The sequence below is a fragment of the Salinispora fenicalii genome (assembly GCF_000514815.1).
Lineage (GTDB): Bacteria > Actinomycetota > Actinomycetes > Mycobacteriales > Micromonosporaceae > Micromonospora > Micromonospora fenicalii.
The window spans coordinates 103234-129816 of sequence record NZ_AZWQ01000009.1 but is presented as its reverse complement, the minus strand read 5'-3'; the positions used below and the strand labels follow the sequence as shown (position 1 = coordinate 129816).

Genomic DNA, 26583 nt, shown 5'->3' with positions numbered 1-26583 from the left:
GATCTTCCCATGGCCATTGATGCCGGCGAGCGGAGCCAGGTCACGTTACGGGCCGCCCGCCGGCGCCGACTGCCCACCGCGCTCGCCGGCACGGCCCTCGTCGCCGGTGTGGGCTACCGCCTCCTCCTGCTGCTAACCGACACGCCCCCCACTAACAGCGACGAGGCGACGATGGGGCTCGCCGCCCTGCACATCGGGCAGGGGCAAGGGTTTCCGATCTGGTTCTACGGCCAGGCGTACATGGGGACGCTGGAGGCGTACCTGGCGGCGCCGCTAGTTGCGCTCACCGGTCCGTCAACGCTGGCGCTACGTCTGCCCACCCTGGCCCTGTACGCCGTCTTCGCCCTGCTGGCCTGGCGACTCACGCTCCGCCTCACCGGAGACCACTGGTACGCGCTACTGGTCACCGTGCTGCTCGCGTTCGGGTCCGACCGAATCGTAAAGAACCAGCTGATCGCCGGTGGCGGGTACCCGGAGATGAATGCCGCCGGGGTTGCACTCGCGCTGCTCGCGTACGACCTGGCGGCCGGCCGGCCCGGCCGCCGGCCGGCCCGCTGGACCGGATGGGGGTTCCTCGCCGGGCTGATGGTCTGGGTGGATCCGCTGGTCCTGCCATATGTGGTCGGCACCGGGGTGGTGCTGGTGGCGTTCCGCTGGCGGGAGCTCATGGGACGGGCTGGCGCGCTACTCGGCCTCGGCGCACTGGTCGGAGCGGCACCGCTGCTGGTGGACAGCCTCGTCACGGGACGCAGTCCGTTGACCGCGGTGCTCGCCGCCAGCGGCGCCGGGCAGTCGACCAGTTGGGCGGAGCGGCTCTCCGGAGGGCTGGTACTCGGCCCGGCGCTGGGCATGGGCTTCTGCTCCCCCAGTGCCTGTGCGGGCTGGCAGCTCTGGTGGTCCGCTGTCTTACCGCTGCTGTTGCTCGCCGCCACCGTGATCGCGTGGCGGCAGCTCCGGGAGTACCGGCAGCCCGCGTCCGTCCCGAACGGCGGCCGCCCACTCACCGACGCGGTTGCGGCGGCCCTCTCCCTCGCCCTGGTCGCAGCAGCGGTGGCGACGCTGGCCAGCTATGCGATCAGCAGCGCCGCCGGTCGCAGCCCGGTGGAGAGCTCCCGCTATCTGTCCTGTCTGCTCATCTCCTTGCCAGTGCTGCTCTGGCCGGCGTGGCGCGCGGCCCGACGACGGTCGCCAGGACTACCGGGTCCGGCTCGCACCGCCGCGATCGGGGTGCTCGCCGGGACGTTGGGGACCGCTGTTGTCGGCACCGGGACAACAATTGCCGCCGTACCCACCTACCGGGCCAACGAGGCTCAGCACGCCGAGTTGGTGGCGACCCTGCGGACGCTGGACGTGCGGCATGTGTACGGCGACTACTGGACCTGCAATCGCCTCACCTTCGCCAGCGCCGAGGAGATCGTCTGTGCCGTCGTGAACGACGACCTGAGTCCGGGCCACGACCGCTACCCGGCCTACCGACGGGCGGTTGCCGCCGCCACGAGCCCCACTTGGGTGGCACCAGACGGTTCGCCGCTGGCTGCCCGACTGGATGAACAAGTGCGCACCGGCACCCTCACTCTGAGTCACATTCCTGGCTGGCGCCTCTACCTTCCGCGCGGGTAGCGCCCACACCACTCCCACTTTTGCCCTCGGCCCCGGTTGCCTACGCTGAGCCGCTGCGGACCCGGCGTGCCACAGACCAACCAGCCGTGGAAGCGGCGAGCAGTGCCCGAATGACTCGCTCCTGCCCGAGTCCGTCAACGCAAGGGATAAGGCACAAACCTAGCCGCCTTCACTCGGCGACAACCAGCGCCTCAGCACCCAGATTAGGCACCAAAACCACAGGTCAGCGGCCGGAATGCCGGCCGCTGGCCCGGTACCTACAAATTCACCTATTGACATCCGCGCAATCCCCAGGAACTCTAGGGCTGCAGCCGATCGCAGCACCGTGATCACGGAACGTAAGCCCGCTCGGAGCGCAGATACGAGAAGCCAGAAGAATCGCGGGTAACGCTGCTCCCTGCCCACTCATGGACATAAGGAGATCAGTGACCATCGGCAGCGTCGCCAGCGGATACAGCCGGGTGGAGAGTCCCCCGTGCCAGACCACCATACCCGCAGCCGAAAACGCCGAGGACCCTTCCAACGAGGCGGTTGAATTCATCTCGGCCTACTACAAAGAGCGGAAGATACCGCATGTCGCCGACCGAATCGCCGCCGTTCTCGGCGAGATCGCGACCACCGGCACCTACTGGCAGACGCCAGACGAGCTGGCCTACGGCGCGAAGGTAGCGTGGCGACAGTCGGTTCGGTGTATTGGTCGAATCCGCTGGGCTGGCCTGAAGGTCCGTGACCGCCGCACGGTTACCACCGCTGCTGGCATCTCCACCGAATTGGCCGAGCACCTTCGGGTGGCCGACAACGGAGGACGGATCCGATCCGTCCTCACCGTGTTCGCCGCCGATCACCCCCGGACTGGACCACGCGCACGCATCTGGAACGACCAACTTATCCGGTACAGCGGGTGGCAGCTAAACGACGAGGTAGTCGGCGACCCAGCCCAACTGGACATGACCAATGCGGCGCTGAAGCTTGGCTGGCAGCCCCCCTCCACCCCCGGTAGGTTCGACCTACTTCCCTGGGTAATTGAGACTGCAACCGAGGAACCCATACTTGTGGACCCTCCGCGTCACCTGATACGAGAGGTAGCGCTGACTCACCCCGATCATGCCTGGTTCGCAGACCTTCAGCTCCGGTGGCACGCACTCCCGGTAATCGCCAATATGCGCCTACGAATCGGCGGCGTGGACTACAGCTGCGCTCCGTTCAACGGGCACTATCTCAGCGATGAAATCGGTACCCGCAACATGTGCGACGCCGCCCGGTACAACCAGCTCCGGCCCGTCGCGGCCGCCCTGGGTCTCGACACCGAAGACGAATCCTCCCTCTGGCGAGAGCATGCCGCGCTGCTCATTAACCAAGCTGTACTACACAGCTTTCGCGCCGCCGGCGTCCGAATATCCATTCCGAACAACGAGTCGGAAATGTTCATGCGCTTCTGCGAGGGTGAAGAGCAGGCGGGACGGCCCGTCTACGGCGACTGGTCGTGGATCAATGGCTCGGTCGGGTGGGCCGCCCTCCACGCCGTACACCATCGCTACTACGACACCCAGGTGCCCAACCCGAACTTCTGGCCAGCCCCCCGCGCGCCATTCTTCTCGGAACCAACCCTATGCGAGCGCAACACGGCGTCTCGACAGGAGGGTTAAAGGGTGGATGTTGCAGCACTACGTTGGAGCTGGAATCGAATCACCGCAGCTGGCCCGAGAGCAGCGAAACACTTCTATGCAACACTATTCGTGATCGCCCCGGAAACCCGCACCATGTTTCCCACCAACATGCAGCATCAGGAGGACAAGCTCCTCGCTGCACTCGGACACATCATCACCAACATCGATAACGGTGATGCACTTACCGCTTTCGCGCATCACCTGGGCGCCGATCATCGCCGATTCTGCGGAGTCGACGTGGAGGGGCGACCGGTGCCGCTGGCAGAGCGCCACTACATCTGGGTCGGCCAGGCCCTCCTGGCAACGCTAGCGGACTTCGTCGGATCTGAGTGGACCCCGCGCCTCCGGGACGACTGGGCCGCGGCATACGAATTCGTTGCCAAGTTAATGCTCGCCGGTGCCGCCGCCTCGGAGCGGCTGACGCCCCCGTCCTGGCAGGCTGAGGTGATCAGTGTAGAGCGGCGCCGCTCCGACGTCTGCGTGCTCACCGTTCGCCCGAACTACCTCTGCAACTATCTGCCAGGGCAGTCCTTACCAACGCAAGTTCCCGCCCTACGCACCTGGCGGTATCTTTCGCCGGCCAACGCGCCCCGCCCCGACGGTACGCTCGAGTTTCATGTTCGCGCGACGGGTCGCTTCTCGACCCACCTGGTCCGACGGGTCGCCGTCGGGGAAGTTCTCCGGTTAGGGCACCCAACTGGGACAGCGCTGTCGGCCTACAACCGTGCGCCACACCGGCCACTCCTCCTGATCGCCGGTGGCACCGGGGTAGCACCGCTGCGCGCGATCATTGAAGAACTCCAGCAGGGCAGCGGCCGACCCACCACTCTAGTAGTCGGGGGTAAGTCCCCCGATGATCTATATGATCACCAGGCACTCTTGAAGCTGGCCGCATCGGCACCCGCCATGGACGCCACCGCCAACGGCTTTCAGCCCTGGCTACGCTACGTGCCAACCGTCGAGATCGGATGGGACTGGGACGGCGAAGTAGGCCGGGCGGCCGACACCGCCCTGCGCATGGGCCCTTGGAGGGACGCTGACATTCTCGTCTGTGGATCACCCACGATGACCCAGGCAACGATTGCTGCCCTCAAGGCTAGCGGCATCGATCCCGACCGTTTACTGGTGGAAAGATTCGATCACTCCGTCTATCCGCCGCTAGCTGCAGCCGACACACCGACACCCAACCTGACCTGGGCAGCCCGATGACAAACGACGATACCGTCCCCCACCCACAGGACACTGATCAACCACAACCAGGCGAAGTCACCCAACGCCTCGAACTGCTGGCTACCCGCCGCTTCCGCGGTCGGTGGTGGCACTCAGCCGACGAGGTGGCGGCGGTGACTCGGTTCGCCGATGACCAGATCACACTGTTGCGTGGCGAAGTCGAACGCCGGGGGCGCGAGGTTCGCGGCCTGCTCAACCAGATCGAGATGCTCCGCCACGGATCCCTGCCGAGCACCGCACCACAGGGCGCGGACCCAGTTGCGGTCGCGTTGACCATGCGCGCACAGGAAGAGGCCAACCGCACGATCAGCGATGCCAGCGCGGAGGGTACGGAGATCCTTACCGAGGCACGACGTCAGGCAGAGGACATCCTCGCCCTCGCCCACCAGCAGGCCACACGAGTCACCACTCACCCTGGCCCCCAGGTCGCTGAACTCCAGCAGCAACTCAAGGACCTGCAAGCAAGGCATGATGCGCTGGTCGACGCCACCTGGAATGCACACCAGAACCTTTCCCAGTGGCAGTCGTGGCTTTCTGACCAGGCGGGGCAGTTGCGGACCAGCGCACAGGCCCTGGGGGAGGTAAGCGGCAACATGGAGCAAGCAGTCAAGGACCAATAGAGCGGATTCGTAGTGGCAGGTCCAGCCCACCCCGGGGCCGTCGGCGAGCAGTCGCGGCCGCGGGAGGCTGCCGGTGCGACCCGGACCGCGGCCGATGCCAGCCGCCAAGCAGCACGAAATTCGTTGACCACTAGACTCGGGCGTATGGCAAAGCCCCAGGAGAAGGTCTCGTTCGGCCAACGGCTGAAGCAGATCGGGATGGTGTTTCGGTTCACCGCCAAGCAGGACCGGTGGTTCGTGCCCCTGGCCTTCGCCGCGGTGGTCATTCCACTCGCCCTGACCGTGGTGGCGTTCTTCGTGTGGGGCTGGCTTTGGATCCCACTTGGCATCCTGTTGACGCTGCTCTCCCTGCTGATCGTGCTCAACCTGCGCTCCAACCGGGCGATGATGAACGCCGCCGAGGGTCAGCCGGGCGCGGCCACGCAGATCATCGAGAGCATGCGCGGCGACTGGCGGGTCACCCCGGCGGTGAGCTCGACCACGCAGATGGACATGGTGCACCTGGTCATCGGCCGCGCGGGAGTGATCCTGCTGGCTGAGGGGAACCCACAGCGGGTGCGCAGCCTGCTCGGCCAGGAGAAGCGTCGGTTGGCGAAGGTGATCGGCTCGGCGCCGCTCCACGACTACGTGATCGGCCAGGAGGAGGGCGAGCTGTCGGTCCGCAAGCTGCGGATGACGCTGCTGCGGTTGCCGAAGAAGCTCAGCGGCCGGGACGTCAACGCACTGGACAAGCGCCTCAAGGCGCTCAGTGCCCGCCCGCAGCTACCCAAGGGCGCCATCCCGAAGAACATGCGTCCGCCGAAGGGCGCCTTCCGCCAGGCACGCGGTCGCTGACCTACCGCAACCGCGGCGGATCACCGATAGCCTGCCACGACTGAGGCGGCCTGCCCGCTGACCTGCCGCAACCACGGCGGACCGCCCGCTGAGCCGCCGCAACCATGGATCGTCCGCTGACCCCACGCCGGGTCAGCGGACGACGGGTGCGATAACCGATCCCACTGCGCGATCGTGCAGGCCACGGCGGTCGGCGTCCATGATTACCGCGGGTACTACGAGCGCGAGCATGCCGCCGCGGAGCAGGGCACGGAGAACACCGATTCGCCCCCCGCCGGCCCAGGAGACACAGCGGATCCGGGTGAGGTACATCCCGGGGGTCTGGGCGAAGAGACCGATGAAGAAGCCGTACTCGGCGACGAGCACGAGTACGGGGGCCCACCCGTCGTGGAACGGATCGGCGAAAATACTGGCGACCAGTACGCAGAGCACCCAGTCGATCACTAGTGCGCCGAACCGCGGGCCCAGGCTCGGACTGGCGGAGACGTCGGAGCGGGGCGGTGAGGGCTGGTCAGCCGAGGTCGTCACAGCGCTCAAGAGTAGCCAGTGCCGCAGACGGCTACACGCCGACCTACGTCATAAAAACGGACCGAGCCTCGCAAGTTTCACTAGACTGGCACACTGGCCCCTCCCGGGAGCATCAGGACTGACCGCTTCACGTAGCGGAGGCTTCATGGAGCCTCCGCGGGGGACGTAACACGGCAGAAACATTAAAGACATGGCCGGGCAACCGCTCGGCCATAGCGTCGCCAGAAGCCTAGCCACTTCAGTGGACGAGCCAGGAGGACGAGTGTTCGCCAATCCCGAGGAACTCCTGCGTTACCTCAAGAACGAGGACGTGAAGTTCGTCGACGTACGTTTCTGTGATCTACCCGGCGTGATGCAGCACTTCAACCTGCCCGCCGAGTCGATCGACGACGAGCTCCTCACCGACGGCCTCGCATTCGACGGGTCGTCCATCCGCGGCTTCCAGGCGATCCACGAGTCGGACATGCTCCTACTCCCGGACGTCGCCACCGCGTTCATCGACCCCTTCCGCGCGCAGAAGACCCTCGCGCTGAACTTCTTCATCCACGACCCGTTCACCCGCGAGGCCTACTCCCGCGACCCCCGGAACGTGGCGAAGAAGGCCGAGGCGTACCTGGCGGCCAGCGGCATCGCCGACACCGCCTACTTCGGCGCGGAGGCCGAGTTTTACATCTTCGACTCGATCCGCCACGAGACCTCGGCGCACCAGTCGTACTACTACATCGACTCGGTCGAAGGCTGGTGGAACACCGGCCGCGACGAGGAGGGTGGCAACCGCGGCTACAAGACCGCGTACAAGGGCGGCTACTTCCCGGTGCCGCCGGTTGACCACTACGCCGACCTACGCGACAAGATCGTCCGTCGGCTGATCGACGCCGGCTACACCGTGGAGCGCTCGCACCACGAGGTCGGCACCGCCGGCCAGGCTGAGATCAACTACAAGTTCTCGACCCTGCTGCACGCCGCGGACCAGCTCCAGCTCTTCAAGTACATCGTGAAGAACGAGACCTGGGTCAACGGCAAGACCGCCACCTTCATGCCAAAGCCGCTCTTCGGAGACAACGGCTCGGGCATGCACACCCACCAGAGCCTGTGGCTGAACGGTGATCCGCTCTTCTACGACGAGACGGGCTACGCCGGCCTCTCCGACACCGCGCGCTGGTATATCGGCGGTCTGCTGCAGCACGCGCCGTCGCTGCTGGCCTTCACCAACCCGACAGTGAACTCGTACCGCCGGCTGGTGCCGGGCTTCGAGGCGCCGGTCAACCTGGTCTACTCGCAGCGCAACCGCTCCGCCTGCACCCGCATCCCGGTCACCGGGAGCAACCCGAAGGCCAAGCGGGTCGAGTTCCGCGTGCCGGACCCGTCGGCCAACGTCTACCTGGCCTTCTCGGCGATGCTGATGGCCGGACTCGACGGCATCAAGAACAAGACCGAGCCGCCGACTCCGATCGACAAGGATCTGTACGATCTGCCACCGGAGGAGTGGGGCGACGTCAAGCAGGTGCCGGGCTCGCTGCCGGCGGTGCTCGACTCCCTCGAGGCCGACCACGACTACCTGCTCGACGGCGGCGTCTTCACGCCGGACCTGATCTCCACCTGGATCGACTGGAAGCGGACCAACGAGGTCGACCCGGTGCGGCTGCGCCCGACCCCGCACGAGTTCGCGATGTACTTCGACTGCTAGAACCCTGCAGCGACCGGCCGGGTTGCTGCCGCAACGTTGCGGCAGCAACCCGGCCGGTTTAGTTCAGCGCGACGAGAACGGGGCCCGGCTGACCCGGGACCGCCACAGCCGCGGCACCCCCCACACAGCAGCCGCCACCACCAACCCGGTCATCACCAGGGCTCCCGGTGCCTTCACCAACCGGGCCAGGTTGGTGCCGTCCGGCAAGGTGAGAAAGGCCGCCGCCGCGCAGGGCAACACGAACCAGGTCGTCCGGGTCGCAGCCACCGCGAGCAGGACCAATGGCCAGGTCGCGTACCAGGGGTGGAAGACGGGGGCGAGCACCACCGTGGCGGCCAGCGCCAAGCCGGCACCGAGCAGGGCCACCCGGGGCCGCGCGGCCTCCAACCGGACCACCCGCCGCCGGACGTCATTCAGCGCGCGCAGGGCCGACCAGGCCCGCCACCACAGCACCGCCAAGACCGCCACCAGCAACGCCAACGCCAACGCCCGGACCACCGGCACCGCCACGGGACGCCCGCCAAGAAGCTCACCGGCATAGTCCAGGACCATGCCAACCGCCGTGGGTGGCGAGGTCCACTGCTCCAGATCCCCGCTGCGGCGCAGCCCGCCCACCCAGCCCAGGCCGAGGCCGGAGAGCACCGACACACCCGCCAAAGCGACGAGAACGCCGGTGGCCAGCCAACCGCCATCGCGCAGCACCGACCGCACGGTGAAGCGGCCGAGCACCGCGGCGAGCGCCGCGAACGGCAAGACCACCACCGCGCTCGCCTTCACCCCCACCGCCAGCCCGAGCAGCACCCCCGCCACCAACAACGGTCGCGGTCGGCCCGGGAACCGCACCACCACCAGCAGGCCGAGCAGCAGCAGCCCGAGCATCACCGCGTCGTTGTGCGCGCCCGCCACCAGATGCACCCCCACCAACGGGCAAGCCAGCGCCAGCCAGGCCGCCCGGCGAGTCGGCACCCCCGCCGCCCGCGCCAACCCGGGCAAACACACCGCGACGAGCAGCACCCCGGCCACCGCGATCAGCCGCAACACCACCACCACGCCGACCAACCCACCACCGAGCGCCACCGCCAGCGCGGCGAGCAGCACGAAGCCCGGCCCGTACGGCGCGGGCGTGTCCCGCCAGATCGGCGCGACCGCATCCACCCAGGGGCAGCCCGCCACCGCAACCCCGACCGCGTACGGGTCAACGCCCTGCCCGTACGCCCACCCCTGGCAGGCGTACGAGTAGACATCGCGGCTACCCAGCGGCGGCGCGACGAGCAGCGGCACCGCCCAGAGCCCCGCGGTGCGGTACGCCCACCCGGTTGACGGCGTACCGTCCCGCAGCGACCACCACGCGCCGGTCAGCAGCCCGGTGCCGACCAGCCAGAGCAGAACGGTCAGCTGCCCGTCGGCGGCGTGCCACACCCGCTCACCGGTCGCACCGGGCAACGCTCCCCCGAGGTACCCGGCGACGGCCAGCAGTACCGCACCGACGAGACCGACGTAGCGGGCCGCTACCGCCCGGACCGGCGTCCGCGGGGGCCCACCTGCTCCGGTCACCGGGACGCCCTGGCGGTGGGGGGCGTCGTCGAGCCGGTCCCGCCGACGAGGTGGATAGGCACGGTAGAACATGCTGCCAGTACCGTGGGCGCGGACACGGAGGTAGGCATGCGGGGCACACGGACGGTGGTGGTGGCGGCCGCCACCTTGGCCGTGGTGCTCGGCGGGACGCACCTGCTGCTGCCGCCGATGGGCTCGGACCTCGCCGCCCAGGTGGCCCGGGCCGACTTCTTCGCCGCCCACGGCGCCACCCCGGTCGACCTGCGGTGGTACGGCGGGGTCAACCAGTTCGGCTACAGCCTGCTCTCCCAGCCGGTGATGGCGTTGCTCGGCGTACGGGTGACGGGAGTGCTCGCGCTGGTGGCGTCAACCGTCGCCTTCGCTGCCCTGCTGTGCCGCGTTGACGTACCCCGGCCGTTGACCGGCTCCCTGGTCGGGGTGATCACCTTCGCCGGCAACCTGGTCGCCGGCCGGGTCACGTACGGGCTCGGGGTGGCCTTCGGCCTCGCCGCCGGACTCGCTCTCACCCTGCCGGCCGGACGACGACGACTCGTGCTGGCCACCGCGGGAGCGCTGCTGGCGGCCGCGACCAGCCCGGTGGCCGGGCTCTTCGTCGGGCTGGCCGGTGCCGCGCTGCTGCTCGGCCGCCGCTACGTTGACGGCCTCGCCCTGGGACTGGCGGCAGCGCTGCCGCTCGGGGTAACCACCCTGCTCTTCGGCGACGGCGGCTGGATGAACATCAGCCGCACCGACACCGTGCGGGCGGTGGGGAGCAGCCTGCTGGTGGCGGCGCTGGTGGCGTACCGGCCGGTGCGGATCGGCGCGCTGCTCGCCGCGGCTGGGGTGCTCGCGGCGGCGCTGCTGCACACCCCGGTCGGCCTGAACGCGACCCGCCTGTCGGCGATGTTCGCGCTCCCCCTGCTGGCTGCCGCCGCAACCGTCAGCGACGGCCGTTGGTTGCCGAGGCGTACCGGCCGGGGAGCTCACCCTCGTTGGCCGGCCCGCCTTCTTCCCGCCGGCGGCACCGGGCCGCGCGGGCGGCGGGTCAGCGGGGGACTCGCCCTGGCCGTCCTGCTCGCCGCCGTGTTCTGGTGGCAGCCACCGGTCGTCCCGGCGGACCTGCGCAGCGCCACCGACCCGGCCGCCCGCCCCGCCTACTTCGCTCCCCTGCGCGACTTCCTCGCCACCCAACAGCTCACCGGGCGGGTGGAGATCCCGCCGACGCGCACCTACCGGGAATCGGCGGCGCTGGGCGAGATCCCGCTGGCGCGGGGCTGGCTGCGCCAGGCGGACATCGACCGCAATCCGCTCTTCTTCACCACAGTGCCGGGTGCCACTGGCACCGGGGTTCCGCTGACCACCCAGACCTACCACGGCTGGCTGCTGGCGAACGCGGTGCAGTTCGTGGCCGTACCCGATGCGCCGCTGTCCTGGGTCGGCCGCGCCGAGGCGGAGCTGGTCCGCGGCGGCCTGCCCTACCTGCGCGAGGTGTGGTCCGACCCGCACTGGCAGGTCTGGGCGGTGGTCGAGCCGACCCCTCTGGTCGGCGCCCCCGGCACGATCCTGCGGGCCGACGGCGCGTCCGTGACCTTCCAGACCGACGGGCCCGCCACAGTCCCGGTGCGCGTCCGACACAACCGCTGGCTAACTGCCGCCGGCGGCACGGTCACGGCGGACGGCGAGTGGACCGCTGTCACCGTCCCGCGCGCCGGGGTGTGGACCCTCGGCAGCTGAGGAGAGCCACCGCTCGCCGACCCGACCGGCTCGGCGCCGGGCAGGTCCGCTGTGCACCGGCGAGCCGGGGCCGCCCTCAGAGCTCGAAGACGCGTTGCATGGCGGCGCGGGAACGACGACCGGTACGCAGATAGTCGTCGAGGAACTCACCCGGATCGTCGCGGCCGAGGAGCCGAACCACCCCCGCCAAGTCCACCCCGTGCCGGGGAAGCTGATCAGCGGCCCGGCCGCGCACCAGCATCAAGGCGTTGCGGACCTGCGCGGCGAGGGTCCAACCGGCCGCCAGCGCCGCGGCGTCGTCCGGGTCCACCAGGTCCGCGTCCCGGGCCGCTGCGAGGGCATCGAGGGTACGCGTGCCCCGCAGCGCCGGCAGCTGCCCGGCGTGCCGGAGCTGCAGCAGCTGCACCGCCCACTCCACATCAGCCAACCCGCCCCGGCCCAGCTTGGTGTGGGTGGCCGGGTCGGCGCCCCGAGGCATCCGCTCGGTCTCCACCCGTGCCTTGATTCGCCGGATCTCAACCACCTGCTCCCAGGTCAGGCCCGCCGCCGGATGGCGTAGTGGCTCGACCATCGCCAGGAACTCGGCGCCCAGCTCCTCGTCACCGCAGACGAACCGGGCCCGCAGCAGCGCCTGCGCCTCCCACACCCGCGACCAGCGGGCGTAATACTGCTGGAACGCGGCGAGGCTGCGTACCAGCGGTCCCTGCCGTCCCTCGGGGCGCAGGTCGGCGTCGACGCCGAGCGCCGGGTCGGGCGCGGGCATCCCGAGCAGTCGACGTAGCTCCTCGGCGACCGCCCGCGCCGCGGCGCTCGCCGTACTCTCATCCATCCCGGCCGGCGGATCGTGGACGAAGAGCACATCGGCGTCGGAGAGATAGTTGGACTCATATCCGCCGAGCCGGCCCATGCCGATCACGGCGAAGCGCAGACCCGGCATCAGCGGCAGGGACGCCTGGGCGGCCCGCAGGGCGGCGGCCAGGGTGGCGTCGGTGACATCCGCCAGCGCGGTACCGACCGCGCCCACGTCGGTCAACACCGGAGCGGCCCGCCCCTGCACGCTGGGCGGCGACGGGGCCAGCGAGCCGGCCCGGCTTAGCACGTCGGCACAGGCGAGGCGGAGTAGTTCCCGACGGCGCAGTGCACGGACCGCCCGAATCGCCTCCACCGGATCGCCGGCGTGTCGGGCCGCCGCCGCCGCGAAGCCCTCGTAGAGCACCGTGCGAGGCCGCGCGGCCAGCTCACTCTCCTGCGCGAGCAGGCGCAGTGCCTCCGGCTCGCGGGCGAGCAGGTCGGTTGCGTACCGAGAGGAGGAGAGCACGCGCGCCAGCCGGCGGGCCACCGGCCCCTCATCGCGCAGCAGCCGCAGGTACCAGGGGGTGCTGCCAAGCTTCTCGGAGACCTTCCGGTAGCTGAGCAGCCCGCGGTCCGGCTCGGGAGCGTCAGCGAACTCGCTGAGCAACACCGGCAGCAGGGTGCGCTGGATGGCCGCGGTGCGGCTTACCCCGCCGGTGAGGGTCTGGAGGTGGCGCAGCGCCCCGGCCGGATCGGCGAAGCCGAGGATCTCCAGCCGGTTGCGGGCCGCCGCCGGGGTTAGTCGCAGCCCGTCAGCGGGCACCCGGGCGACCGACTCCAGCAGCGGCCGGTAGAGCAGCTTGGCGTGCAGTCGGCGTACCTCAGTGGCGTGGGTGACCCGCTCGACTCGGAACGCCTCGACGGCGCTGCGCCCGGGTGCCGCCGAGTAGCCGAGCGCCCCCGCCAACCAGCGCAACGCGGCCGGGTCGGTGGGTACGGTGTGGGTGCGGCGCAGCCCCTGCAACTGCAGCCGGTGCTCGACAGCGCGCAGGAAGTGGTAGCCGCGCAGCAGCGCCTCCCCGTCCACCCGCCCGACGTAGCCGCCATTGACCAGCGCCCGCAGCGCGGGAATGGTGCCCGGCACCCGCAGCGCCTCGTCACCACGGCCATGCACCAGTTGCAGCAGCTGCACCGCGAATTCGATGTCGCGCAGCCCGCCCGGGCCACGCTTGATCTCGCGCTCCTGTTCCGCCGGCGGGATGTGATCGATGATTTTGCGCCGCATCGCCCGGACATCCTCGACCGCCTCTGGGCGCTCCGCGGCCCGCCAGAGCAGCGGCGCAAGCTGCTCAATCCACTCCTGGCCCAGTGCCAGGTCGCCGGCGGCCGGCCGCGCCTTGAGTAGCGCCTGAAACTCCCAGGTCCGGGCCCACCGTCGGTAGTAGGCGAGGTGGCTGGCGAGGGTGCGCACCAGCGGGCCCCGCTTGCCCTCGGGGCGCAGCGCAGCGTCTACCGGCCAGGCGACCAGGCCACAGACGTGAATCAGACGGGTGGCGATCGCGGTTGCCGCGGGAAGGTCATCATCCTCGGCAGCGACGAAGATCACGTCGACGTCGGAGACGTAGTTCAACTCGCCGCCGCCGCACTTACCCATCGCCACCACGGCCAGCCGTGGCTGGGGCGTACCCTCCGGCAGCTCACCCTGCGCGAGGTCGTAGGCAGCGGTGAGAGTCGCGTCGGCCAACGCGGAGAGCGCGGCCATCGTCTGCTCCAGGCTCCGGTTGCCGGTCAGGTCTGCCGCGGCGATGCGGAGCAACGCCAGCCGGTACGCCGACCGCAGCTGGGCGATCGAACCCTCCTCGCCGGTCAGCTGGAGCCGGCCGTCGGCGGTGGGCGCCAGTCCGTCCGCGGTGCTCCGGAGGTCAGCCCACTGGCCCGGGTTGGCGACCAGGTGGTCGCCGAGCGCCGAGGAGGCGCCGAGGATGGCGACCAACCGCCGCCGCAGCCCCGGGTCGTCGTACAGGTCGGCGAGGAGCCCGGATGCGGCACCGATCCCCACCGGGTCAGCGCCGTTGGCTGTTTCACCGCCTCCCGCGGCCCGATGTTCGGCCTCCACCAGCCGGTGCAGCTGGCGCAGCGCCAGGTCCGGATCGGCGGCCCGAGACAGCGCCGAGAGTAGCTCCGCCGCCCGCTGGTCCACGGGTTCCTGGGTCTCCGGCTGCCACAGCGCCAGGCCCGTGGGGCCGAGCAGGTCAGCGGCGCGGGCGCTGTTGTCGCTGGTGCCGAAGCCGTAGCGGGCGAGCCGTCCCGCGGCTCGGGTCGGCCGTTTCATTCGTGCCCGAGCAGCGGCAGACTACGGCGGGCCCCCTCGTCCAGCTCGCCGCGGGCCAGGGCGGCGAACCGCGCCGCGAAGGGCTGCCAGACCTCCTCGACATCAACCATCACCGCGGCGCAGGCGGCGACGACCAGCTCCGGGTCGTAGTCCAGCTCGGCGAGCAGGGTCGAATCCGCCGCCCAGTCGGCGATCATCGCGGTGTCACATTCGATGTGGAACTGCAGGCCCCAGGCCCGGTCACCGAGGCGGAAGGCCTGATGCGGGTAGCGGGTGGAGGCGGCCAGCAGGGTCGCCCGGACCGGCAGCTCGACAATCTCGTCGGCGTGCCACTGGAACACGTCCGGGATCAGCGGCACGTACCGGAAGAGCGGATCCGTCTCGGCGGCGTCCCGGCGGCCCACCACCGCGGGACCGACCTCCGGGCCAGCCTGGCTGCGCTCAACCGTCCCGGCGTGCGCGGTGGCGAGCAGCTGCGCGCCGAGGCCGATCGCCAGGGTCGGCACCCGGTGCCGGACCGCCTTGCGTGACAACGCCTCCACCTGCGGGAGCCAGGACGCCGCCGGCTCACCGTCGGGCAGTGGGTACGCCTGCTGCCCGCCACCGAGGACGACCAGCGCCGCGTATCCGTCCAGGTCAGCCGGGAGTTCGTCGCCGGCGTGCGGCCGGGCGAGGTGCAGCTGCAGCCCGGCTTCGGTCAGCCACTCCCCGAGCCGACGCGCGTCTTCGGTCGGGTCATTCTCGATCACCAACGCGATTGCCACGCCGTCGAGGCTATCCCGTGCGACCAGCAGAGGGCTGGTTAGGCTCGACTGTTGTGATCACCGACGAGGTACTCCGTCCGCCCGCGTTGCGTCCGGGTGACACTGTGCTCCTGGTGTCGCCGTCCGGGCCCACCCGGCCGGAGCGGGTCGCCCGCGGCATCGAGTTGCTGACCAGTTGGGGTCTGCGGCCGGTGCCCGCCCCGAACGCGTACGCCCGGCAGGGCTATCTCGCCGGCGCCGACGAGCTGCGGGCGGCGGACCTGAACGCCGCGTTCGCTGACCCCGCCGTCCGGGGGATCATCTGCACTCGGGGCGGGTACGGCACGCAGCGCATGGTGGATGCGATCGACATGGCAGCCGTACGGCGGGACCCGAAGGTGGTGGCCGGCTTCTCCGACATCACTGCCCTCCAGTTCGCGCTCTGGCGGGGTGCCCGGTTGGCGGGGCTACACGGTCCCGGCGCGGCGTGGCGGGACGAACGGACGGCGTTGGACTCTGCGCAGTCGCTGCACGCCGCACTGACCACTACCGAACCGGTGACGGTGGCCGCGCGGGAGGACGAGGAGACCTTCCGCGTCCGAGTCCCGGGCCGGGGCAGCGGCCGGCTGCTCGGTGGCAACCTCTGCCTGATCGCGGCGTCGATCGGCACGGTGGACCTGCCGGACCTGACCGGGGCGGTGCTGCTGCTTGAGGAGGTACAGGAGCCCCCCTACAAGGTCGACCGGATGCTGACCCAACTTCGCCGGGCCGGGGTGCTGGCCGGGCTGGCCGCGGTGGCGGTCGGGCAGTTCACCGACTGCGCCGACGGGTGGGCGGTAGACGTCGCCGATGTGCTCACCGACCGCCTGGGTGACCTCGGCGTCCCCGTACTCGGTGGGCTGCCGATCGGGCACGGGGTGGGCCAGCTCACCGTTCCGGTCGGCACCGAGGCGGTCCTGGACGCGGGCGCCGGCACTCTCACCGTCGCCCCGGCTGTCCGTTGACCCGGCTGTCCGCTGACCCGGCCGCCCGCTGACCCGGCCGCCCGCTGACCCGGTTTCTGCTGACCCGGCTGTCCCCGACCCGGCTGTCCGCCGTTGACCCGCCGGGCAGTGGTCAATTCCCTGATCGCCTCGGGCAGTCCCCCCAGAAATTGCCAGCTCGCTCATAGCTTCGCCACGGTCTTCCTCCAGCGGACGCGGTCACTGTCGATCGCGTAACGCATCACCCGACGAGTTGGAGGATCACCATGTCCCGCACGATTCGTAGGAAGCACCTGCTGGCCGGTCTCGCCGCAGCGGGCGTGCTCGGTGTCGGTGTGGCCGCACCGGCCATGGCCATGGCCGCTGACAACACCTCACCCTCCCCGAGCGCCAGCGCCAGCGCCAGCGCCGACGCCGAGAAGGGCACGGATAAGGAGCAGAAGCGCTCCGATCGGCAGGCCGCGTTCGCCGAGGCGCTCGCCGAAAAGCTCGGCGTTGACGTGGGCGAGGTAACCACGGCGCTGGAGGAGCTGCGCGAACAGCGGGCGGCCGACCGGGACGAGCAAGGCGAGCGACCCGAGCGAGGCGAGCGGGGCGAGCGCCCGGACGCCGCTGACCGGCAGGAGGTGCTCGCGCAGCGGCTGGCCCAGGCGGTCGAGGACGGCAAGCTCACCCAGGAGCAGGCCGATGCGATCACCGCGGCGGCCGAGGCCGGCGTCCTCCGGGGCCCGGGCGGGCACGGCGGCCCGGGTGGCTCCGCGAGTAAGTAGGTCGTCCCGCCCGAGGGCGGACTTCACGGCGGCGCGCCGGTAGCCCGGCGCGCCGCCGCTTCGCGCGCCGCCCAGCGGACCCGCTGGGGCGCGGACCGGACCCGGGGTGAGCGAGCTGCGGCAACCGCGCCCCACACCACGATCATCGTCGAGTCGCGGGCAGATCCGGATCAGCCGGGCCAGCACGCAGACCGACGCCAGGAGCAGGGCCAGCCGGCCGGGGATCAGAGCGAGAGGTAGTGCTGCCGCTCGTACGGCGTGACCTCGCGGCGGTACTGCTCCCACTCGGACCGCTTGTTACGCAGAAAGAAGTCGAAGACGTGCTCGCCAAGCACCTCGGCGACCAGTTCGGAGCCGGCCATCACGTCGATCGCCTCGGCGAGGTTCTCCGGCAGCGGCTCGTACCCCATCGCCCGACGCTCGGCGCTGGTCAGCGACCACACATCGTCCTCGGCACCCGGCGGCAGCTCGTACCCTTCCTCGATGCCCTTGAGGCCGGCGCCGAGCATCACCGCGAAGGCCAGGTATGGGTTGGTCGCCGAGTCGGGCGACCGGACCTCGACCCGGGCTGAGTTCGGCTTGCCGTACGCCGGGACCCGGACCAGCGCAGAGCGGTTCAGGTGCCCCCAGCAGACGTACGCGGGGCTCTCGGTGACCCGGTTCGGCAGGGCCTGCGGGAAGAGGCGTTTGAACGAGTTGACCCACTGGTTGGTGACCGCCGTGTACTCCCGGGCGTGCACCAGCAGGCCGGCGATGAACGCGCGGGCGACCTTGGAGAGCTTCATCGGGTCACCGGCGTCGTGGAACGCGTTGCGCTCCCCCTCGAAGAGCGAGAGGTGGGTGTGCATGCCGCTACCCGGCTGGTCGGTGAAGGGCTTGGGCATGAAGGTGGCCTGCACGCCGGTGGAGAGCGCCACCTCCTTGACCACGTGCCGAAACGTCATGATGTTGTCGGCGGTGTTGAGCGCGTCGGCGTAGCGCAGGTCGATCTCCTGTTGACCGGGAGCGACCTCGTGGTGGCTGAACTCGACGGAGATGCCGATCCGTTCGAGGGCGAGTACCGCCTGGCGGCGGAAATCCCGGGCGACCGCGTGGGTGGTGTGCTCGAAGTAGCCGCCGGTGTCGACCGGGATCGGCACCGAGCCGTCGGACACCCCATCCTCCAGCAGATAGAACTCGATCTCTGGATGGGTGTAGTAGGTGAAGCCCTTCTCCGCTGCCCGGGACAGCGCCCGGCGCAGCACGTGACGCGGGTCGGCCCAGGACGGGCTACCGTCGGGGAGCAGGATGTCGCAGAACATCCGGGCGCTCTCGCCGCTGACCCCGCCCTCGAAGGGGAAGACCTGGAAGGTGGTCGGATCCGGCATCGCCACCATGTCAGATTCGACGACCCGGGCGAACCCCTCAATCGCCGAACCGTCGAACCCGATGCCCTCCTCGAAGGCGGATTCCAGCTCCGCGGGGGCCACCGACACGCTCTTCAGCGTGCCCAGCACGTCGGTGAACCACAGCCGGACGAACCGGATGTCCCGCTCTTCCAGCGTACGGAGGACGAACTCCTGCTGACGGTCCACTTCCACCCCTTACGACCCTATTGTCCGCCTCCGGCTCGCGGACGACCCGGCCTGACCGACCAGTCTCCACTGGCCTCGTTACGCCGACGTTACGCGACCTTCCCGCACCCGCAGCCGCCTGTCCTATCTCCGTCAAAACCGGGCGGAGACCCCTCTCCCAGCACGCGCCGTACCTGGCTCAGATGGCTGCGGCAAGATAGGGACATGACCACCCTGCGTCTCGCACTCTGCCAGGTCAACCCGATCGTCGGCGACCTCACCGGCAACGCCACGATCATCCGCGAATGGGCCCGGCGCGCCGCCGACGCCGGCGCCCAGTTGGTCGCCTTCCCGGAGCTGGCACTGACTGGCTACCCGGTCGAGGACCTCGTCTTCCGCCGCTCCTTCATGGAAGCGTCGAAGGCGGCGCTGGACGGGCTCGCAGCTGACCTCGCCGCCGACGGCCTGGGCGACCTGCCGGTGGTGGTCGGCTACCTGGACGCGGACGGCCCGCCACAGGTCAACGGCGACGCCGAGCCGGGGCACGGGGCGCGTAACGCGGCAGCCCTGCTGCACGACGGGAAGACCGTGGCCAGCTACTTCAAACACCACCTGCCGAACTACGGGGTCTTCGACGAGGACCGCTACTTCGTACCGGGCGAGACACTGTCCGTGGTCCGGGTCGGCGGGGTGGATGTCACGCTGACCATCTGTGAAGACCTGTGGCAGGTCGGGGGCCCGTTCGCCGCCGCCCGGCAGGCCGGCGTCGGCCTCGTGATCAACATCAACGGCTCGCCGTACGAGCTGAAGAAGGACGACGTCCGACTCCCACTGGTCCGCCGCCGGGCCGCTGAGGCCAGGGCCACCATCGCGTACGTCAACATGGTCGGGGGCCAGGACGAGCTGGTGTACGAGGGTGACTCCATGATCGTGACGGCGGAGGGGGAACTGCTCGCCCGGGCGCCGCAATTCGTCGAGCACCTGCTGGTGCACGACGTAGATCTCCCCGCTGCCGCCGACGGTCCGCCCGCCGACATCGAACTGGCCGACGGAATGCGGGTGCTCCACCGCTGCATCGAAACGCTACCGGCCGCCCCGACCGATGAGTCGGCGGCCGGGGAAGTCCTCGAACCGGCTGCCGACGAAGCGGAGGTGTGGCAGGCGCTCGTGCTGGGCCTGCGTGACTACGTCAACAAGAACCACTTCCCCTCCGTGGTGCTCGGCCTCTCCGGCGGCATCGACTCGTCGGTCGTGGCGGCACTGGCCGTTGACGCGCTCGGCGCGGACCGGGTGGTCGGGGTGTCGCTGCCGAGTCAGCACTCCTCCGAGCACTCCCGGGAAGACGCAGCGGAGTTGGCCAAGCGCACCGGACTGGACTACCGGATCGAGCCGATCCAGCCGATCGTCGACACGTTCCTGGCCAACCTGTCGCTCTCCGGTCTCTCGGTGGAGAACCTCCAAGCCCGGGTCCGCGGGGTAATCCTGATGGCTCTCTCCAACCAGGAGGGCCACCTGGTGCTGACCACCGGCAACAAGAGCGAGCTGGCGGTCGGCTACTCCACCCTGTACGGCGACTCGGTCGGCGGCTTCAACCCGGTCAAGGACGTCTGGAAGACCCTGATCTGGCAGCTCGCCCGGTGGCGAAACGCCGAAGCGGTCCACCGCGGCGAGACCCCACCGATCCCGGAGAGCTCGATCAACAAGCCCCCGTCGGCCGAGCTGAGCCCCGGCCAGCTGGACTCCGACACGCTGCCGGAGTACGACCTGCTCGACCCGATCCTCATCGGCTACATCGACGGCGACCTGGGACGAGACGGGCTGATCGAGTCCGGCCACGACCCGGCGCTGGTGGACCAGGTGCTGCGGATGGTGGATACCGCCGAGTACAAGCGGCGCCAGTCCGCTCCCGGCACGAAAATATCGATGAAGGCCTTCGGGCGGGACCGCCGCCTGCCGATCACCAACCGCTGGCGCGAGGACGGCCGGTCGGCCGGAGTAGCCGAGCGGCTCGGGGGCGGATGAGCGGCTCGGGGTGGGTGACACCTCCGGTCGGGGCGGGTGAACGACTCGGGAGTGACATCCTGCACTGCCCCCTGCCGCGACCCGCCGCATGGTGCGACGATCGCGGCAGAGCCCGGGGACCGCGTACGCGGCCTCGAGGAAGGAGAGAACCATGCTGGAATCCAGCCCAGCCGAGGTGACCGCCCTCTACGGCGGACCGGCGACCCGACGGGTCCGCGCCCGTGACCTGCTCGCCGCGAAGGAGCGTGGCGAGCGGTGGGCGATGCTCACCTCGTATGACCAGTACACGGCAGGAATCTTCGACGCCGCCGGCATCCCGGTGCTGTTGGTCGGCGACTCGGCCGCGAACAACGTCTACGGCTACGACACGACGCTCCCGGTGACCGCCGACGAGCTGCTGCCCCTGGTCCGGGCCGTGGTCCGGGCCACCCAGCAGACGCTGGTCGTCGGCGATCTGCCATTCGGCTCCTATGAGGAGGGCCCGACCGCAGCCCTGCGCACCGCCATCCGCTTCATGAAGGAAGGCGGCTGCCACGCGGTCAAACTCGAGGGTGGCCGCCACTGCGCCGAACAGATCGCCGCGATCGTTCGAGCCGGCATCCCGGTGATGGCGCACATCGGCTTCACGCCGCAGCGGGAACACACCCTCGGCGGCTACCGGGTCCAGGGCCGCGGTGACACCGCCGAGGAGGTGCTCGCCGACGCCCACGCGGTCGCCGAGGCGGGGGCCTTCGCGGTGGTGCTGGAGATGGTCCCCGGTGACGTGGCGAAACGGATCACCGCCGAGCTGACCATCCCGACCGTGGGCATCGGCGCCGGCCCGGACACCGACGCCCAGGTGCTGGTCTGGCAGGACATGGCAGGCCTCCGTACCGGCCGGATGCCCCGCTTCGTGAAGCGCTACGCGAACCTCGCCGACACCTTGGGCGAGGCGACCCGTCGCTTCGCCGACGAGGTCCGCGAGGGCGGCTTCCCCACCACCGAGCACACCTTCTGACCGGGCTGGCGGCGGCCCGGTCAACACCGGGCCGCCGTCGACCATCCTCTCAGGACAAAACAGGTAAGATCCCCGATCGTGCTTAAGACAAGCTTCTTCCGGGCCCTACTGATCCCTACCACCGTCCTCGCCCTCACCGCCTGCGGCGGCGGAGACGACTCGGAGTCAGCCGCGTCTGAGCCGACCGACCCCTCGGCAGCTTCCTCCTCGGCCCCCGCCGCAGCCGCGGCCAAAAGCGACGAGGAGGTCTGCGAAGCGCTGGCGACAAGCCTGGAGATCTTCCAGGAGGCCATGGTAGAGAGCCTCATGTCCACCGATGACTCAACGGACGAAGCGGTGGCTGAGGCCTTCGGCGAGATGGCGACGGAAATCACCGAGATCGCCGCCACCGGCAGCGCCGACAGCGAGGTCACCGCCGCCATGCAGGCGCTGAGCGCGGAGGCCGAGAAGATGGCCGCCGACCCGAACCTGATGGAAGGCCCGGACAACCCCGCCTTCGAATCAGCCGGTGACGTCGTCACCGAAGCTTGCCAGAAGGTCGGCGTCGTAATCGGATGATGGCGATCTGATCGACAGGCCCGGGTAGCTGTGGGCTAACCGGTGTCGTGTCAGGTGTGCGCTCCGCCGGTACTTCCGGCGGAGCGCACGCTCACCACCACCCGGCAACCCCGGCGGAGCTCGCACCCACCATCCACAGGCGACCCCAGCGGCCAAGGAGCCGGAGGGGAGGAGCCCACCTCGCTGGCCGGCCTCCACTGGCGACCAACCGAGTAAGATTCCTCTTCGTGAATACGACAACACTCTTCCGGGCTCTGCTGGTCCCTGCCGCCGTCCTGGCGCTCACCGCCTGCGGTGGCGAGGACGACCCGGAGCCAGCCGCGTCCGCACCGTCGACCACCGACCCCACGACGGCCTCCTCGTCGGCGCCACCTGCGGCTGCTGCCGCCGAAGGCGACAAGGAACTCTGCGAAGCGGCCAACAAGGTCAGCATGGAGCTCCGGCAAGCCCTGCTCGACGCCGTGTCGGCGGGCGAGGAGCCGACGGAGATGTTCCAGGAGATCTTCACGGGGTTGGCGACGGAGTTCGCCACCATCGCCGCCACCGGAGCCGACGACAGTGCGGTCGCCGCCGCGCTGACCGCGTACAGCGAGGAGGCCGGCAAGGCGGCTGCCGCCGAGAGCCCGGAAGCCGCCGACAACCCCGCCTTCGACAAGGCCACCGACACCGCCACCGAGGCCTGCCAGGCGGTCGGTGTTTCGGTCGATTTCTGAGCCCACGGCAGCTGGGGCCAACTGACGAATGTCCGCCGGCTAGCTATGGCCCGGTAGGACACTGGTGCGGCCCGCTGGAAGCCCCACGGGCCGCACGCACATTCGCCCAACCTCCGAACGCCGCCCCGGGGAGGGTTGGTGCGTCCGGACCCGCGCCGCCTTCAGAGGTCGGTGACGCGGATGCCGGCGTGGGCCTTGTACCGCTTGTTGATGGCGATCAGGTTCGCCGTGAAAGCCTCGATCTGGTGGGCGTTCCGCAGGCGACCGGCGTAGATGCCACGCATGCCGGGGATCCGGGCGGCGAGGGCACCGACGATGCCGGCCAGTTCCCGCTCCTCGGTGCAGATCAGCACGTCCAGCTCAATCCGGTCGATCTGCGGATCCGCCAGCAACGGAGCGCTGACGTGGTTGAACGCCGCGCACACCCGGGACTGCGGCAGCAACGCGGCGGCCTGCTGGACAGCACTGCCCTCCGCCACGGCAAGGGCGTACGGACCCTGCTTGTCGAAGCCGAGTGGGTTGACGCAGTCGACCACGATCTTGCCAGCGAGGGGCTCGGCGAGCGCACCGACGATGCTGGCGTGGCCGTCCCACGGCACCGCGATCACCACCACATCGCTGCGCCGGGCGACCTCATCGTTGGCGGCCCCGGTAACGCTCGCGCCGGCGGGCACCCCCGGCAGGGCGGCGATCTCCGCAGCGGACTGGGCAGCGCGCTCGGCCGAGCGGGAACCAATCAGCACGGTCTGGCCAGCACGGGCGAACCGGTAGGCGAGACCACGCCCCTGGTCGCCCGTGCCGCCGACGATACCGACAGTGAGCCCGGACACATCGGGTAGGTTGCTCGCGTCGTAAGCCATGCGAACATCCTCGCAAACCGCCGATGCACGAGCAGCAGTCGATGCTGTGACAATCCCCGCTGGGGTCAGGCCCGCTCCACCGGAATCCACAGTTCGGACTCCGCGGTCGTGCCGTCCGCAGCGACACAGGTGCGGGAGATCTCCGGACCCGGACGACTGCGGTACGGGTTGGCCGGAAACCACAGGGTGACGACGTCCCGCCACAGGTCCTGGACGGTCTGCGGGAACGGACCGGAGGTGGTGAAGACCGCCCACTTGCCGGCGGGCAGCGCCATCGCGTGGTACTCCGACGTCGCGGCGATCCGCGCCAGTTCGGCCACGTCGACCGGCTGGTCGAGTCGCTACTCGAGGTGGGCAATGACATCGTTGAGCCGCTTCAGCACCCGGACCTCCTTCCCTTGCGCCCACGACGCTAGGGCCACGCGGGCAGCACCAACCCGACAAGCTGTGCCAGATTCGATCAGGTCATCCCAACCTGGGGTGACTACCGGCAGCGGTGCCACGTGTTGCAGGACCAAACTCCGGTGCACCGTTCCAGTCGACGAGCTGGACGATGACCCCGTTCGGATCGCGGACCTGGAAGGCGCGCTCACCCCACTCCTCGGTGGTCAGCGGCATGGTGATCTTGACGCCCTCAGCCTGTAGCCGCGCCAGCTCGCCCTCAAGGTCGTCAACCACGAACGCCAGAATCACGCCACGGGCATGGTCGTCACGCTGGTCATCGGGGAGGGTGGCGAGTCCACGCCGCAGGAAGACAACGTGGACACCGGCGTCGTCTCGGGTCAGCGAGGCAAACCCGTCCGCGGCCATCTCCTGACGAAACCCGAAGTGCTTGGTCAGGAAGGCGGCAGCGGCGGGGACATCCTCGACATTCAGCGATACGGCGGTGGAGGTGATCTTCATGGAAGAGTCCTTCTCGTGATCCGAAATACCTCGTACGTCGTACGCTGTACATTGTACAGCGTATAGAGAAAATGCGGAGATGACTATGCGTGCACCTGACGTAACCAGCGGCGGAGACCCCGCGCGTACGCTCGCCCTGCTCTGGCGAGAGCCATCGACAGCAGCGCGCCGAGGCCCGCAACGTGGCCTCAACCTGGACGCGGTGATCGAAGCGGCGACCGCCGTCACCGATACCGAAGGGCTGACCGGTCTCACCATGCGTCGCGTCGCCCAGGAACTGCGGGTCTCCCCCATGACCCTCTACACGTACGTGCCGGGCAAGGCGGAGCTACTGGACGTGATGCTCGACGCCGCGTACGCCCGGATGTCGCGCACCGACACCACCGGACAACCCTGGCGAGTACGGCTGACCGCCGTGGCCGAGGAGAACCGGGCACTCTTCACGACTCATCCGTGGACCGCCACGGTCTCCACGTTGCGGCCCCCGCTCGGACCGGGCGCGATCGCCAAGTACGAGCACGAGCTGACCGCCCTGGACGGCCTGGGCCTCGACGACGTCGAGATGGACGACTGCCTGACCCTCCTGCTGAGCTTCGTCCAAGCCAACGCCCGAGTCGCCGCCGATGCCCACGCCACTGCCCGGCTCACCACCGTGACCGACGAACAGTGGTGGGCGGCCGCCGGACCGCTCCTGGCCCGGGTCCTCGACCCCGCGGCCTACCCGTTGGCCAGCCGGGTCGGCAGCGCCGCCGGCGCAGCGCACGGCAGCGCCCACGACCCCGCCCATGCCTACGAGTTCGGTCTCCGCCGTCTCCTGGACGGGCTCGCCACCCTCATCGAACGCGCAACACCCGCGGCATCAGGAAACTCCTGATGCCGCTCCAGGACGATCAGCGACTGGTGAGATTCCGACTGCTCACTCGGCGGGGCGACGGAGCAGAGTGACGGCGAAGTCGCTCTCCTCCCGCCACGGGCGCAGATCCCAGGTGGCGAAACGGTGCTCCCGGCGTAGCCCGGCAGCAGCCGAATCGTCGTCAAAAGCCGACAGCGGGTAGCCCCGGTCAGTGCCAAAACCAACCGCCACGATGCCATCGGGACGCACGTGCGCCGTGATCCGGCGCAGCACGTCGGCCTCGGTGCCCGCAGCGACGAAGGTCATCACATTGCCGGCGACCACGGCGGCGTCGAAAGGTTCCGGCTCATCGGCGGCGGCCAGGTCGAGCTCCGCCAGGTCGGCCACGAGCCAGCGCGGACCGGGATAGGCGGCCCCCGCCGCCTCGACCAGGACGGGGTCGGCGTCAACGCCCACCACCGTGTGACCTCGCAAGGCCAGCGCGGCCCCGACCCGACCAGTGCCGCAGCCGGCATCGAGAACCCGGGAACCCGGCGCTACCAAGGCATCGATCAGCCGGGCCTCGCCGGCGAGGTCTGCCCCCTCCGCCGCTAACCGACGAAATCGGTCGATGTACCACTGGGAGTGCTCTGGGCCGGTGTCGGTCACCCATCGGGTCGGCTTTGCCATGACGACAACCGTATCCTCTGAGAACTTCACTCAGTCCGGCGCGGTCACCGCTGATCCCGGCCCCAACCAGCGGTTTCCCGCCCATGGCGGGCTTGGTATCCGCCCAGACATGGCTGTTGGCCGGCACCCTGGTTCGGGTGCCGGCCAACAGATGACCGTCCGTTATACATTCACAAATTAGGCTAGGTCCGACTGCAATCCGTCCCCGGGAGATGGGATACGGAGCGCAAATCCAGACATACCCCGGTAACGGTGCCGTAACGGGTGCACCTCCCGCGCCCAGCCATACAAACAGACCAGGAGGCGACACCCGTTCGGCAACGAACGGACCCAGCACCCTCCGGCGAGTTCACCAGACCAA

The 26583-nt window shown here is 69.7% G+C and carries 22 protein-coding genes and 1 pseudogene; 14 read left to right on the top strand and 9 right to left on the bottom strand.

Translation table 11 applies throughout. From position 1 onward, the window contains the following. The first annotated feature begins 9 nt into the window (after window positions 1-9). The 5 genes from B116_RS0102165 (at window position 10) to B116_RS0102145 (ending at window position 5971) form a co-directional block, all read left to right on the top strand. A complete protein-coding gene (locus tag B116_RS0102165) occupies window positions 10-1620 on the top strand; it encodes a hypothetical protein (RefSeq protein WP_027659088.1) in 1611 nt (536 codons plus the stop codon). 461 nt (window positions 1621-2081) lie between these two features. Continuing rightward, window positions 2082-3266 carry a nitric oxide synthase oxygenase gene (locus B116_RS0102160; RefSeq protein WP_397540548.1) on the top strand — a complete coding sequence of 395 codons (1185 nt, stop codon included), beginning with the start codon at window positions 2082-2084 and terminating at the stop codon, window positions 3264-3266. Between the two features lie 3 nt (window positions 3267-3269). Continuing rightward, on the top strand, window positions 3270-4496 hold the full coding sequence (locus B116_RS0102155) for a globin domain-containing protein (RefSeq protein WP_027659086.1): 1227 nt from the start codon (window positions 3270-3272) through the stop codon (window positions 4494-4496). Continuing rightward, the gene (locus B116_RS0102150; protein ID WP_018721406.1) at window positions 4493-5137 is read left to right on the top strand and encodes an SPFH domain-containing protein; all 645 of its coding nucleotides are present in this window, start codon (window positions 4493-4495) and stop codon (window positions 5135-5137) included. Before B116_RS0102155 ends, B116_RS0102150 begins: the two co-directional genes overlap by 4 nt. 144 nt (window positions 5138-5281) lie before the next feature. Next, window positions 5282-5971 carry a DUF4191 domain-containing protein gene (locus B116_RS0102145; protein ID WP_027659085.1) on the top strand — a complete coding sequence of 230 codons (690 nt, stop codon included), beginning with the start codon at window positions 5282-5284 and terminating at the stop codon, window positions 5969-5971. Between the two features lie 132 nt (window positions 5972-6103). On the opposite strand, the gene B116_RS0102140 is transcribed toward B116_RS0102145, so the two are convergent. Then, complete coding sequence (locus B116_RS0102140) at window positions 6104-6499, bottom strand: RDD family protein (protein WP_027659084.1); 396 nt, start codon at window positions 6497-6499, stop codon at window positions 6104-6106. A gap of 262 nt (window positions 6500-6761) precedes the next feature. Here B116_RS0102140 and glnA point away from each other — a divergent pair, with 262 nt between their 5' ends. Then, the gene (gene glnA / locus B116_RS0102135; protein WP_018216482.1) at window positions 6762-8186 is read left to right on the top strand and encodes a type I glutamate--ammonia ligase; all 1425 of its coding nucleotides are present in this window, start codon (window positions 6762-6764) and stop codon (window positions 8184-8186) included. A gap of 63 nt (window positions 8187-8249) precedes the next feature. On the opposite strand, the gene mptB is transcribed toward glnA, so the two are convergent. Next, a complete protein-coding gene (gene mptB, locus B116_RS0102130; protein ID WP_027659083.1) occupies window positions 8250-9740 on the bottom strand; it encodes a polyprenol phosphomannose-dependent alpha 1,6 mannosyltransferase MptB in 1491 nt (496 codons plus the stop codon). Between the two features lie 108 nt (window positions 9741-9848). Here mptB and B116_RS0102125 point away from each other — a divergent pair, with 108 nt between their 5' ends. Further along, complete coding sequence (locus B116_RS0102125; RefSeq protein ID WP_027659082.1) at window positions 9849-11474, top strand: hypothetical protein; 1626 nt, start codon at window positions 9849-9851, stop codon at window positions 11472-11474. Between the two features lie 76 nt (window positions 11475-11550). Here B116_RS0102125 and B116_RS0102120 read toward each other — a convergent pair whose 3' ends face one another. Then, window positions 11551-14598, bottom strand: a complete 3048-nt coding sequence (locus B116_RS0102120; protein ID WP_027659081.1) for a bifunctional [glutamine synthetase] adenylyltransferase/[glutamine synthetase]-adenylyl-L-tyrosine phosphorylase — start codon at window positions 14596-14598, stop codon at window positions 11551-11553. Further along, complete coding sequence (locus B116_RS0102115; RefSeq protein WP_027659080.1) at window positions 14595-15389, bottom strand: type 1 glutamine amidotransferase; 795 nt, start codon at window positions 15387-15389, stop codon at window positions 14595-14597. Before B116_RS0102115 ends, B116_RS0102120 begins: the two co-directional genes overlap by 4 nt. A 26-nt stretch (window positions 15390-15415) precedes the next feature. Between B116_RS0102115 and B116_RS0102110 the strand changes: the two genes are divergently transcribed. Together B116_RS0102110 and B116_RS0102105 are read left to right on the top strand one after the other, a co-directional pair. After that, complete coding sequence (locus B116_RS0102110) at window positions 15416-16345, top strand: S66 peptidase family protein (protein WP_027659079.1); 930 nt, start codon at window positions 15416-15418, stop codon at window positions 16343-16345. Window positions 16346-16590: 245 nt separating this feature from the next. Further along, complete coding sequence (locus tag B116_RS0102105; protein ID WP_027659078.1) at window positions 16591-17094, top strand: hypothetical protein; 504 nt, start codon at window positions 16591-16593, stop codon at window positions 17092-17094. A gap of 224 nt (window positions 17095-17318) precedes the next feature. Here the strand turns inward: B116_RS0102105 and B116_RS0102100 are convergent, their stop codons facing one another. Then, window positions 17319-18668: a glutamine synthetase family protein gene (locus B116_RS0102100; RefSeq protein ID WP_033667244.1), complete on the bottom strand. Its 1350-nt coding sequence runs from the start codon at window positions 18666-18668 to the stop codon at window positions 17319-17321. Window positions 18669-18872: 204 nt separating this feature from the next. On the opposite strand from B116_RS0102100, the gene B116_RS0102095 reads away from it, so the two are divergent. The 4 genes from B116_RS0102095 (at window position 18873) to B116_RS0102080 (ending at window position 22937) form a co-directional block, all read left to right on the top strand. Beyond that, complete coding sequence (locus tag B116_RS0102095) at window positions 18873-20669, top strand: NAD+ synthase (RefSeq protein ID WP_027659076.1); 1797 nt, start codon at window positions 18873-18875, stop codon at window positions 20667-20669. Window positions 20670-20820: 151 nt separating this feature from the next. Then, window positions 20821-21666, top strand: a complete 846-nt coding sequence (gene panB / locus B116_RS0102090; protein WP_018721395.1) for a 3-methyl-2-oxobutanoate hydroxymethyltransferase — start codon at window positions 20821-20823, stop codon at window positions 21664-21666. A 78-nt stretch (window positions 21667-21744) separates the two neighbouring features. After that, the gene (locus B116_RS0102085) at window positions 21745-22224 is read left to right on the top strand and encodes a hypothetical protein (protein WP_018721394.1); all 480 of its coding nucleotides are present in this window, start codon (window positions 21745-21747) and stop codon (window positions 22222-22224) included. Between the two features lie 227 nt (window positions 22225-22451). Continuing rightward, window positions 22452-22937 carry a hypothetical protein gene (locus tag B116_RS0102080; protein WP_027659075.1) on the top strand — a complete coding sequence of 162 codons (486 nt, stop codon included), beginning with the start codon at window positions 22452-22454 and terminating at the stop codon, window positions 22935-22937. 161 nt (window positions 22938-23098) lie between these two features. Here B116_RS0102080 and npdG read toward each other — a convergent pair whose 3' ends face one another. The 3 genes and pseudogenes from npdG to B116_RS0102065 form a co-directional block, all read right to left on the bottom strand. Then, complete coding sequence (gene npdG / locus B116_RS0102075; RefSeq protein WP_027659074.1) at window positions 23099-23797, bottom strand: NADPH-dependent F420 reductase; 699 nt, start codon at window positions 23795-23797, stop codon at window positions 23099-23101. Between the two features lie 65 nt (window positions 23798-23862). Then, window positions 23863-24075 (bottom strand): annotated as a pseudogene (locus tag B116_RS0102070) (GyrI-like domain-containing protein); the annotation flags it as partial. A gap of 187 nt (window positions 24076-24262) precedes the next feature. Next, a complete protein-coding gene (locus B116_RS0102065) occupies window positions 24263-24700 on the bottom strand; it encodes a VOC family protein (RefSeq protein WP_027659072.1) in 438 nt (145 codons plus the stop codon). Between the two features lie 85 nt (window positions 24701-24785). Between B116_RS0102065 and B116_RS0102060 the strand changes: the two genes are divergently transcribed. Beyond that, on the top strand, window positions 24786-25574 hold the full coding sequence (locus B116_RS0102060; RefSeq protein ID WP_027659071.1) for a TetR/AcrR family transcriptional regulator: 789 nt from the start codon (window positions 24786-24788) through the stop codon (window positions 25572-25574). A gap of 42 nt (window positions 25575-25616) precedes the next feature. Here the strand turns inward: B116_RS0102060 and B116_RS0102055 are convergent, their stop codons facing one another. Next, window positions 25617-26222 carry a class I SAM-dependent methyltransferase gene (locus B116_RS0102055; RefSeq protein ID WP_027659070.1) on the bottom strand — a complete coding sequence of 202 codons (606 nt, stop codon included), beginning with the start codon at window positions 26220-26222 and terminating at the stop codon, window positions 25617-25619. Window positions 26223-26583: the final 361 nt, after the last annotated feature.

Coding starts and splice junctions, on each gene's coding strand:
- B116_RS0102165 (WP_027659088.1), top strand. CDS start 10: ATGGCCATTGATGCCGGCGAGCGGAGCCAGGTCACGTTACGGGCCGCC.
- B116_RS0102150 (WP_018721406.1), top strand. CDS start 4,493: ATGACAAACGACGATACCGTCCCCCACCCACAGGACACTGATCAACCA.
- B116_RS0102145 (WP_027659085.1), top strand. CDS start 5,282: ATGGCAAAGCCCCAGGAGAAGGTCTCGTTCGGCCAACGGCTGAAGCAG.
- B116_RS0102125 (WP_027659082.1), top strand. CDS start 9,849: ATGCGGGGCACACGGACGGTGGTGGTGGCGGCCGCCACCTTGGCCGTG.
- B116_RS0102120 (WP_027659081.1), bottom strand. CDS start 14,598: ATGAAACGGCCGACCCGAGCCGCGGGACGGCTCGCCCGCTACGGCTTC.
- B116_RS0102105 (WP_027659078.1), top strand. CDS start 16,591: ATGTCCCGCACGATTCGTAGGAAGCACCTGCTGGCCGGTCTCGCCGCA.
- B116_RS0102095 (WP_027659076.1), top strand. CDS start 18,873: ATGACCACCCTGCGTCTCGCACTCTGCCAGGTCAACCCGATCGTCGGC.
- panB (WP_018721395.1), top strand. CDS start 20,821: ATGCTGGAATCCAGCCCAGCCGAGGTGACCGCCCTCTACGGCGGACCG.
- npdG (WP_027659074.1), bottom strand. CDS start 23,797: ATGGCTTACGACGCGAGCAACCTACCCGATGTGTCCGGGCTCACTGTC.
- B116_RS0102065 (WP_027659072.1), bottom strand. CDS start 24,700: ATGAAGATCACCTCCACCGCCGTATCGCTGAATGTCGAGGATGTCCCC.
- B116_RS0102060 (WP_027659071.1), top strand. CDS start 24,786: ATGCGTGCACCTGACGTAACCAGCGGCGGAGACCCCGCGCGTACGCTC.
- B116_RS0102055 (WP_027659070.1), bottom strand. CDS start 26,222: ATGGCAAAGCCGACCCGATGGGTGACCGACACCGGCCCAGAGCACTCC.